Source organism: Actinophytocola sp. KF-1, from assembly GCF_054661535.1.
Genome location: NZ_BAAFVK010000004.1, coordinates 75,279 through 84,996, shown reverse-complemented (window position 1 = coordinate 84,996; position 9,718 = coordinate 75,279). Strand labels below are relative to the sequence as shown.

The following is a 9,718-nucleotide window of genomic DNA, read 5'->3' as shown; positions in this document are numbered from 1 at the left end:
GCCGCTTGCGCGGCTGTGCCGCTTGCGCGGCTGTGCCGCTTGCGCGGCTGTGCCGCTTGCGCGGCTGTGCCGCTTGCGCGGCTGTGCCGCTTGCGCGGCTGTGCCGCTTGCGCGGCTGTGCCGCTTGCGCGGCTGTGCCGCAGTACTGCCTTCGAGGCTTGTGCGGCAGGTACCACCGCAGTTCGGCCCCGTTCCCGCCGGACCACCGGGCCGTCCGCGGCTTGCGCCGCTGCGCGGCGCCCTCTCGTCAGCGAACACCCCCGACCCAGCGAACACCCCCGACCCAGCGAACACCCAGCGCCCACCCCGGCCACCCCCACTTCCCGCCAGGTCAGCCCAAGATCGACCCCACCGCCGCCGACCCGCACACGCTCACCAGCCGATGTGTGATCTGTGTTAAGTCGGGACGCGGGCATCGTACTTCGACCACACGCCCACTACGGTAGAAATCGTGATGTCGTACCTGCCGACGTGGATCGTGGTCCTCGTCGGGTTGTCGTTGCTCGGCTGGGTGTTGGTCCGGGTGCTCCGCCACGTGCGGCGGTTCAACCGGACCGCGGCCTCGACAGGCGCCCACTTCAGCCACGAGACCGGCACCCTGCGGGCCCGCTCCGCGGCGCTGCGGGTGGCGATGAGAGAGACCCGGGCACGGGTGAAGCACGCTCCGGCTGACGTACCATCGAACGGCCGGGGGAGACAGGAGGAAGACCGTGGGTAACCTGGGTGTGCCCGAGCTGCTGATCATCGCGGGTGTGATCATCCTGCTCTTCGGGGCGCGGAAGCTGCCGGAGATGGCTCGTTCGCTCGGCAAGTCGGCCAAGGCCTTCAAGGAAGAGACCAAGGGCCTCCGCGGTGAGGACGAGAAGCCCGCCGCCGCGCAGGAGCCGCAGCAGCCGGTCCAGCAGCAGCTGCCCCCCACGCAGCCGCAGCAGACGAACGGCGTGACGCCGCAGTCGGTCGAGCAGCAGAACAAGAACGCCAGCTGAGAGAGAACAGGTCCTAGACGGTGGCGCGCACCTCGCACCGCCGGGACGAAAGCCGTCGGGAGAAGAAGAAACTTCGCAGCCGACGACACAATCCCGACGGCACCATGACCCTTCGGGATCACCTCTACGAGCTGCGGCACCGGCTCGGGCTGGCCTTGCTGGCCCTGCTCGCGGGCTGCATTCTCGGCTTCCTCTGGTTCCAGTGGCGGGTGGGCCCGATCCCGTCCCTCGGTCACCTGCTGACCGGCCCCTACTGCGAACTGCCCGCGAGCGTCCGGTTCGAGCCGATCCCCGGCAAGTGCCAGCTGCTGCAGACGCAGCCGTTCGAGGCGTTCCTGATCCAGTTCAAGGTGGGTCTCGCCGCGGGCGCGGTCCTGACCAGCCCGTTCTGGCTCTACCAGATCTGGGCGTTCATCACGCCCGGCCTGTACGAGAACGAGCGGAAGTTCACCCGGATCTTCGTGGTGCTCGCGTCGTTCCTGTTCGCGTGCGGCGCCGCGCTTGCCTACTTCGTGGTCCCCAAGGGCCTGTCGGTGCTGGTGAGCTTCGGTGGTGACACGTTCATCGCGGCGCTCGCGGCCAACGACTACATCTCGTTCGTGCTGGTGATGCTGCTGATCTTCGGTGTCAGCTTCGAGCTGCCGCTGCTGGTCACCATGCTGAACCGGATCGGGGTGCTGCCGTACCGCAACCTCAAGAAGTGGCGGCGCGGGATCATCTTCATGCTGTTCGTGTTCGCGGCGATCGCGACGCCCGGCACCGACCCGATCGGCATGCTCGCCCTCGCCGGCGCCATGACGGTCCTGTTCGAGGTCGCCGTGCAGATCGCCCGCATCCACGACCGCAAGAAGGACCGCGAGGCCGTCGAGGAGGGCTGGGTCGACCCCGACGACGAGCTGGAGCCGGTGAACCCGAAGGCCGCCGGCACCGACGACGTGACCTGACATGCGTGCCGCGATGGTCGTGCACCCCGCGTCCGGGCTCGGCCGGGCGGGGCGCATCGCGGGCACGGTCGCCGACCGGCTGCGCACCGTCGTCGACGACCTGGTCACCGTCGACGCCAACACGGTCGAGGACTCGCACCGCCTCATGCACAAGGCCCGGGACGCCGGCCTCGACCTGCTGGTCGTCGTCGGCGGCGACGGCTCGGCCCACCAGGGCGTCCAGTTCTGCGCCGACACCGGCGTCACGCTGGCCGTCGTCCCCGCGGGCACCGGCAACGACCTCGCCCGCACCCTCGCGGGCGCCCCGGAGGACCCGCTCGACGCCACCGACCGCCTGGTCAAGGCCATCGCGGCGGGGGAGACGAGGACCATCGACCTCGGCCGCGTCGAAGGCGGGCCGTGGTTCGCCGGGGTCCTGTGCGCCGGGTTCGACTCCGCGGTCAACGAACGCGCCAACCGGATGCGCTGGCCGTCCGGCCCGCGCCGCTACGACCTGGCGATCCTCGGTGAGCTGGCGCGCCTGCGGGCCCGCACGCTCACGGTCGAGGCGGACGGCGAGCGCACCGAGCTGGAAGCCACCCAGATCGCGGTCGGCAACATCCCGTTCTACGGCGGCGGCATCCCCATCTGCCCCGCCGCCGACCCGGCGGACGGGCTGTTCGACGTCACGCTCGTGCGCCGCGCGAGCCGGTTCGACCTGGTGAAAATGCTGCCCGGCCTGCGCACGGGCAACCACGTCCACCACGAGATGGTCACCACCTCCCGGACCGCGAAGATCCGCATCGGGGAGGCGAACGGCTGGGTCGCGTACGCCGACGGCGAACGCATCGGACCCCTGCCGGTCGAGGTGACCTGTGTCCCGAACGCGTTGAAGGTGGTCGGGCCCGCCACGTGACCCGCCACCCGTGTGACAACCTTGGGAACGTGGCCGCCAGCCCTTCTCCAGCCTCCGGGTCAGTGCCCGAGCGATCGCCAGCCGAGTCCTACACGGCCGCCCGCAAGCGCTCGAGCCACCCGAAGCTGACCGAGTTCACCTCGGTGCTCTCATTCACGCTCGACCCCTTCCAGGAGCAGGCGTGCGCCGCGCTCGAGGACGGGCACGGGGTGCTCGTGTGCGCGCCGACCGGCGCGGGCAAGACCGTGGTCGGCGAGTTCGCCGTCCACCTCGCGCTCGCCGACGGCCAGAAGTGCTTCTACACGACACCCATCAAGGCGCTGTCGAACCAGAAGTACGCCGACCTGGTCGAACGCTACGGCACCAAGTCGGTCGGCCTGCTCACCGGCGACACGTCGGTCAACGGCAACGCGCCGATCGTCGTGATGACCACCGAGGTGCTCCGCAACATGCTCTACGCGGGCTCCTCGACGCTCGACGGGCTCGGCTACGTGGTCATGGACGAGGTGCACTACCTCGCCGACCGGTTCCGCGGCGCGGTGTGGGAGGAGGTCATCCTGCACCTGCCCGAGTCGGTGCGGCTGATCAGCCTCTCGGCGACGGTCAGCAACGCCGAGGAGTTCGGCGACTGGCTCGTCGAGGTCCGCGGCGACACCACGGTCGTCGTCGACGAGCACCGGCCGGTCCCGCTGTGGCAGCACATGCTGGTCAACAACCGGATGCTCGACCTGTTCACCGGCGAGGGCCCCGACGGCGAGCCACGCATCAACCCCGAGCTGCTGCGCCGCACCGAGAACGAGAGCCGCACCCAGGTCACCTGGGGTCCGCGCGGCGGCCGCAACGGGCGGCGGTCCGGCGCGCCCCGCGGCCCCCGCTTGCGGCCGCCGTCCCGCGTCGACGTGATCACCAGGCTGGACGCGGCCGGGCTGTTGCCCGCGATCGTGTTCGTGTTCAGCCGTGTCGGCTGCGACGCGGCCGTCGCGCAGTGCGCCCGCTCCGGCATCCGCATGAACACCGAGGCCGAGGTCGCGGAGATCCGCAGGGTCATCGACGCCCGCACCAAGGACCTCAACGACGCCGACCTGCGGGTCCTCGGCTTCTGGGAGTGGCGGGAGGCGCTCGAGCGCGGCTTCGCGAGCCACCACGCCGGCCTGCTGCCCGCGTTCAAGGAGACCGTCGAGGAGCTGTTCGTCCGCGGCCTGGTGAAGGTGGTGTTCGCGACCGAGACGCTCGCGCTCGGCATCAACATGCCCGCGCGCACGGTCGTGCTGGAACGGCTCGTCAAGTACAACGGCGAGGCGCACGTCGACCTGACGCCGGGGGAGTACACGCAGCTCACCGGGCGTGCCGGGCGCCGGGGCATCGACGTGGAGGGCCACGCGGTCGTCGTGTGGCAGCCGGGTGTCGACCCCCGCCAGGTCGGCGGGCTCGCGTCCACCCGAACCTACCCGCTCCGCTCGTCGTTCCGGCCCGCCTACAACATGGCGGTCAACCTCGTCGACCGGCTCGGTGCCACCGCGGCGCGCGAGATGCTGGAGCAGTCGTTCGCGCAGTTCCAGGCCGACCGCGGCGTCGTCGGGCTCGCACGGCGGATCGAGCGCAACCGCGAGGCGCTCGCGGGCTACGCCGAGTCCATGACCTGCCACCTCGGCGACTTCACGGAGTACGCCGACCTGCGCGCCAAGCTGAACGAGCGGGAGAAGTCGTTGTCCCGCAAGAACACCGCGGCCCGGCGCGCCGAGGCGGCCCGGTCGCTGGAGACACTGCGCAAGGGCGACGTGATCGCGGTGCCGTCCGGCCGCCGTGCGGGCCTCGCGATCGTCGTCGACCCCGGGCTCGACCCGACCGGGGACGCCCGCCCGCTCGTGCTCACCGAGGACCGCTGGGCGGGCAGGCTGTCGGTGGCGGACTTCCCGACCCCCGTCGAGTCGCTCGGCCGGATCAAGCTGCCCAAGCAGGTCGACCTGCGGTCACCGCGGTCGCGCCGGGACCTCGCGTCCACGTTGCGGAACACCGGCATCGAGGCCCCCGGTCGCGGCAAGCGGCACAGTCGTGGCACCGGGGACGACGCCGAGGTCGCGGCGCTGCGCAGGGCACTGCGCAACCACCCGTGCCACGGCTGCAGCGACCGCGAGGCGCACGCCCGCTGGGCCGACCGGCACCGCAAGCTGGCCGCGGAAACGCAGGCGCTGGAACAGAAAGTGGCCGCGCAGACCCACTCGCTGGCCCGCGCGTTCGACCGCATCCGCAAGCTGCTGACCGAACGCGGCTACCTGGCGGGCGAGAACACGGTCACCGACGACGGCAGGCGGCTCGCACGGTTGTACAGCGAGTCGGACCTGCTGGCGGCGGAGTGCCTGCGGCACGGTGTGTGGGACCAGCTGCCGCCGCCCGAGCTGGCGGCGGTCGTGTCGTCGCTGGTGTACGAGGCGCGCAGGGACGGGCCGAGCGAGGCCCGGGTGCCGCAGGGGCTGGTGTCCGACGCGCTGGCCGAGACCGCCCGGTTGTGGGCGGGGCTGGAGGCGGACGAGCGGCGGCACAAGCTGGAACGCACCCGCCAGCCCGACGCGGGCTTCGCGTGGACGGTGTTCCGGTGGGCGCGCGGCGAGTCGCTGGAGCGGGTGATGACCGCGGCGGAGTCGGCGGGCAGCGAGTTCTCCGCGGGCGACTTCGTGCGGTGGTGCCGCCAGGTCATCGATCTGCTGGAGCAGCTGCGGGACGTGATGGGCACGGACGCGCCGGTCGGCGCCGCCGCGAAGGAGGCCGTGAAGGCGATGCGGCGCGGCGTGGTGGCGCTCGGCACGGCGTGACCGACGTCCGCGCTCGTCCACGAGTGTTGGATTTCGCGTGGCGGACCACACGCCCTACCCACCTCCCGCTATGGTTTGATCGCGCCCTGGCACGACCTCGATTTCGCGGAGGCGAACAATGACCAGCCCTTACGGGCCGCCCGGTGGGAACGACCCGCAGCAGCAGTGGGGACAGCAACCCTACGGCGGTGGTCCCACTCCCGGCACCCCGTCCGGCGGGATGCCTGCGCAGGGTGGATACCCCCAGCAGCCTGGTCAGCAGCAGCCGTACGGGGGTTACGGCCAGCAGCCCCAGCCGACGCAGCAGTACGGGCAGCCGCAGTACGGCCAGCAGCCGCAGTACGGTCCGCCGTCGGGTGAGTTCCCGGGGCCCTACCAGCAGCACCCGTACCAGCAGCAGCCCGCCAAGAAGGGCGGTGGCGCCTGGATCTGGATCACGATGGTGATCGTGGTGCTGGCCGCGGCGGCGTTCCTGGTGCTCGGGCTGGTGACGCCGGGCTTCCTGAACACGAAGGTGCTGGACCAGGCCGCGCTCGAGGGCGACGACGGCGTCAAGAAGATCCTCGTCGACGAGTACAAGGTCAAGGACGTCGAGAAGGTCAGCTGCCCCGCCGACCAGGAGGTCAAGCAGGGCAACAAGTTCGAGTGCACCGTGAAGATCGGCGGCGACGAGCCGAAGGACGTCAAGGTCACCATCACGATCACCAACGAGGAGAACGCCGAGTACCAGGTGTCCCTCCCGGAGGAAGCCAAGTAGGTCTTCGTCGAAGCCCCGGCCGGGCGGCAGGTTCCTGTCACCCGGCCGGGGCTTCTCCGTACACTGAAGGGGACAAAACGGACGGTCCCCCCAGTAGATGAGGAACTTCGTGCGCCTTCGCCTCGCCTTTGCCCTGATCCCCGCGCTCGCCGTCGCGGCCTGCTCCGAGATGCCCGAGGTCGAGGTGCCGGAGGTGCCCGACGTGCCGGACGTCCCGTCGCTGGAGAGCCTCAGCGAGGGCGCGCTCGAGGGCGCGGACGGCATCAAGCGGATGCTCGAGGAGCAGTACCAGCTGACCGACGTCGGCAGCGTCGACTGCCCGCCGACGCCGTCGCTCTCCTTCGAGAAGGGCGCCACTTTCGAGTGCACGGTCGTCGTCGCGGGGGAGGAGCGCACCGTCGAGGTGAGCGTGCTCAACGAAGAGGGCGGCATCCAGGTCAGCGAGCCGAAGTAATAGGTCGCGTGCGGGGCGTTCGGTGTGCATCATCGGGCGGTGACCCAGACGCTCCTGCCCACCGGGCTGACGTTCCGCACCGTGGCGGCGGACTCGCTGCGTGCCGCCCACGACCTCTTCCTCGCCGCGCTGCACAACAAGGCCGCGTCGGACGAGCTGTGGGACGTGATCCGGCACGTCTACCTCGCCGACCGGACCTTCGGCGCCTTCGACGGCGACCGCCAGGCCGGCACGGCGATGTCGTTCCCGGGCAGCCTCACCGTGCCCGGCGGCGAGGAGCTGCCGATGGCGTGTGTCACGTACGTCGGCGTGCGCAGCGACTACCGGCGCCGCGGCGCGCTCACCGGGATGATGCGCGCGCAGCTCGAGGACACGGCGGCCCGCGGCGAGGTGTTCGCCGCGCTGCACGCGTCGGAACCGGTGATCTACGGCCGGTTCGGCTACGGCATCGCCACCATCGGGCGCGACCTGCGGGTGAACTCGAAGCGTGCGCGGCTGCGGCCGGAGGTGCCGGGCAGCGGCACCGTCCGGCTGCTCGACCAGGACGAGGTGGTCCCCGCGCTGAGCGCCGCCTACCCGGCGCTGCTGCCGACCCGCGCCGGGCTCATGGGCCGCTCGCCGCAGTGGTGGGCGCTCGGCTACGACCGCAGGCTCAAGACCGACCACTTCGTCGTCGCCGCGCACTTCTCCGACGCGGGGGTCATCGACGGCTGGGTCGGCTACAAGCCCGCCGAGCCGGCGCCCGGTGACGTGCGCGCCAACGCCTCCCTGTACGTGCTCGACTTCCAGGCCGCCGACCAGACCGTCGCCAACGACCTGTGGCGCCACCTCGTCGGCGTGGACCTCGTCGAGGAGGTCATCGCCTACCTCCGGCCGGTCGACGACCCGATCGAGGCCATGCTCGTCGACGCCTACGCGGTGCGCGGCGAGACCGAGGGCGAGCTGTGGCTCCGGATCGTCGACGTGCCCGCCGCACTCGCCGCCCGCACCTACGGCGTCGCGGAAGCGGTGGTCGTCGAGGTCGTCGACCAGGTGCTGCCCGCCAACTCCGGCCGGTACCGGATCAGTCCACACGGGATGGAGCGGGTGCCGGACGCGCCGGCGCTCACCATGGACGCCGAGGTGCTCGCCATGGTGTACCTGGGTGCGTGGCGGCCCAGCGTGCTCGCCGGGATCGGGCGGATCACCGTCGCCGACCCGGCCGCGCTGCCCGCCGCCGACCGGTTGTTCGCGGTGGACCGTCCCGCCTGGAACGGGTCACTGTTCTAGCAACACGCGCGCATCTCGTCTCGGCCGCACTGTCCCCCGGCTAGGCGGCGTAACGGTCGGCGCGTTCCTGTCCGGACAGACCGGCGATCGCGCGCATGACCTCGTCGGTGACCGCGCGCCGGGCACGCGCCGACGTCGGGTCGCCGGTGAAGGTCAGCGGCGGTCCGAATCGGACGGTGACCCGGTGCGGGCGGGGGAGCCGCTTGCCGACCGGCTGGAGCCGTTCGGTGCCTTCGAGCGCCACCGGCACCACCGGCGCGCCCGTGGTGAGCGCGAGCCAGCCGACCCCCGTGCGCCCGCGGTACAGCCTGCCGTCGAGCGACCGCGTGCCTTCCGGGTAGATGCCGAACACGTTGCCGCCGTCGAGCACCTCGCGCGCGGTCTCGAGCGAGGCCTGCGCGGCGCGGTGGCTGCCACGGCGCACCGGCACCGACCCGGCCGCGGTGAAGAACCAGCGCACGAGCGTGCCGCGCAGCCCGCGGCCGGTGAAGTACTCCGCCTTGGCGAGGAAGGTGACGCGGCGCGGCGCGGCGAGCCGGATCACGACGCTGTCGATGAAGGACAGGTGGTTGCTGGCGAGGATGACCGCGCCCGTCGCGGGCAGGTGTTCGCGGCCCTCGGTCCGGATCAGGAACACGTGACGACCTGCCCCGCCCACGACAGGCCGCCGCCGAACCCGAACAGCAGCGCCTTCGCGCCCGGCCGGATCTCGTTGCGCGCCAACAGTTTCGACAGCGCGATCGGGATGGAGGCGGCGGAGGTGTTGCCGGACTCGACGACGTCGGTCGCCACCACCACGTCCGGCACGTCCAGCTGCGTGGCGATCGCCTCGATGATCCGCAGGTTGGCCTGGTGGGTGACGATCGCGCCGAGGTCGCTGGGCGCGATGCCCGCCCGCTCGCACGTCTGGCGCGCCAGCGGCGCCAGGGTCGTGGTGGCCCAACGGAAAACGGTCTGCCCGTCCTGTGCGAACGCGGGGTGCCAGTCGCCGAGGATGCGGACCGCGTTGCTCAGCGCCGGGTCGGATCCCCAGACGACCGGCCCGACGTGTGCCTCGTCGCTCGCCGAGAGCACGGCCGCGCCCGCGCCGTCGCCGAGCAGCACGCACGTCGAGCGGTCGGTCCAGTCGGTGATGTCGCTCATCTTCTCCGCGCCGATCACGAGCGCGTGCCGGGCGGCGCCCGCGCGGATGGCGTGGTCGGCGGTGGCGAGGACCGTGCAGAACCCGGCGCAGGCGTTGTTGACGTCGAACGCGGCGGCCGCCGGGATGCCGAGCCGCCCGGCGACCTGCGCGGCGATGCTCGGGCAGCGGTCGATCGCCGAGCAGGTCGCGACCTGCACCAGCCCGATGTCGGCGGGCGCGAGCCCGGCCGCGGCCAGCGCCTTGCCCGCGGCGGCCGTCGCGAGGTCGGTGACGGTTTCCTCGCGGGCGATGTGGCGGGTGGCGATGCCGGTCCGCCTGCGGATCCACTCGTCGCTGGTGTCGACGGTGCGGGCGAGGTCGTCGTTGGTGACGACGTGGCTGGGTTGGTGGTGGCCCATAGCGGCGATGCGCGATCCCGGCACAGGTGCTCCTTTTAGCGTCCGAACGTTCGGTCGCCAA

The 9,718-nt window shown here is 71.7% G+C and carries 10 protein-coding genes; 8 read left to right on the top strand and 2 right to left on the bottom strand.

The genetic code is table 11. From position 1 onward, the window contains the following. Positions 1 to 454 precede the first annotated feature (454 nt). The 8 genes from ACYQ77_RS13445 to ACYQ77_RS13410 all read left to right on the top strand — a co-directional run bounded on the left by ACYQ77_RS13445 (position 455) and on the right by ACYQ77_RS13410 (position 8,115). A complete protein-coding gene (locus ACYQ77_RS13445) occupies positions 455 to 718 on the top strand; it encodes a bacteriophage holin (protein ID WP_459711912.1) in 264 nt (87 codons plus the stop codon). Further along, positions 711 to 986 carry a Sec-independent protein translocase subunit TatA gene (tatA, locus tag ACYQ77_RS13440; protein ID WP_459710906.1) on the top strand — a complete coding sequence of 92 codons (276 nt, stop codon included), beginning with the start codon at positions 711 to 713 and terminating at the stop codon, positions 984 to 986. The genes ACYQ77_RS13445 and tatA overlap by 8 nt, the downstream gene beginning before the upstream one ends. Positions 987 to 1,090: 104 nt before the next feature. Beyond that, complete coding sequence (gene tatC / locus ACYQ77_RS13435; RefSeq protein WP_459710903.1) at positions 1,091 to 1,930, top strand: twin-arginine translocase subunit TatC; 840 nt, start codon at positions 1,091 to 1,093, stop codon at positions 1,928 to 1,930. A gap of 1 nt (position 1,931) precedes the next feature. After that, positions 1,932 to 2,825: a diacylglycerol/lipid kinase family protein gene (locus ACYQ77_RS13430; protein WP_459710901.1), complete on the top strand. Its 894-nt coding sequence runs from the start codon at positions 1,932 to 1,934 to the stop codon at positions 2,823 to 2,825. 29 nt (positions 2,826 to 2,854) lie between these two features. After that, positions 2,855 to 5,635, top strand: a complete 2,781-nt coding sequence (locus tag ACYQ77_RS13425; protein WP_459710900.1) for a DEAD/DEAH box helicase — start codon at positions 2,855 to 2,857, stop codon at positions 5,633 to 5,635. Positions 5,636 to 5,753: 118 nt separating this feature from the next. Then, positions 5,754 to 6,392 (top strand): DUF4333 domain-containing protein, encoded by a 639-nt coding sequence (locus tag ACYQ77_RS13420; protein ID WP_459710898.1) that lies wholly within the window; start codon positions 5,754 to 5,756, stop codon positions 6,390 to 6,392. Between the two features lie 97 nt (positions 6,393 to 6,489). After that, a complete protein-coding gene (locus ACYQ77_RS13415) occupies positions 6,490 to 6,846 on the top strand; it encodes a DUF4333 domain-containing protein (RefSeq protein WP_459710896.1) in 357 nt (118 codons plus the stop codon). A gap of 39 nt (positions 6,847 to 6,885) precedes the next feature. Next, the gene (locus tag ACYQ77_RS13410; RefSeq protein WP_459710894.1) at positions 6,886 to 8,115 is read left to right on the top strand and encodes a GNAT family N-acetyltransferase; all 1,230 of its coding nucleotides are present in this window, start codon (positions 6,886 to 6,888) and stop codon (positions 8,113 to 8,115) included. Between the two features lie 40 nt (positions 8,116 to 8,155). Here ACYQ77_RS13410 and ACYQ77_RS13405 read toward each other — a convergent pair whose 3' ends face one another. Further along, positions 8,156 to 8,752 carry a lysophospholipid acyltransferase family protein gene (locus ACYQ77_RS13405; RefSeq protein ID WP_459710892.1) on the bottom strand — a complete coding sequence of 199 codons (597 nt, stop codon included), beginning with the start codon at positions 8,750 to 8,752 and terminating at the stop codon, positions 8,156 to 8,158. Next, a complete protein-coding gene (locus tag ACYQ77_RS13400) occupies positions 8,743 to 9,681 on the bottom strand; it encodes a beta-ketoacyl-ACP synthase III (RefSeq protein WP_459710890.1) in 939 nt (312 codons plus the stop codon). Before ACYQ77_RS13400 ends, ACYQ77_RS13405 begins: the two co-directional genes overlap by 10 nt. Positions 9,682 to 9,718 lie beyond the last annotated feature (37 nt).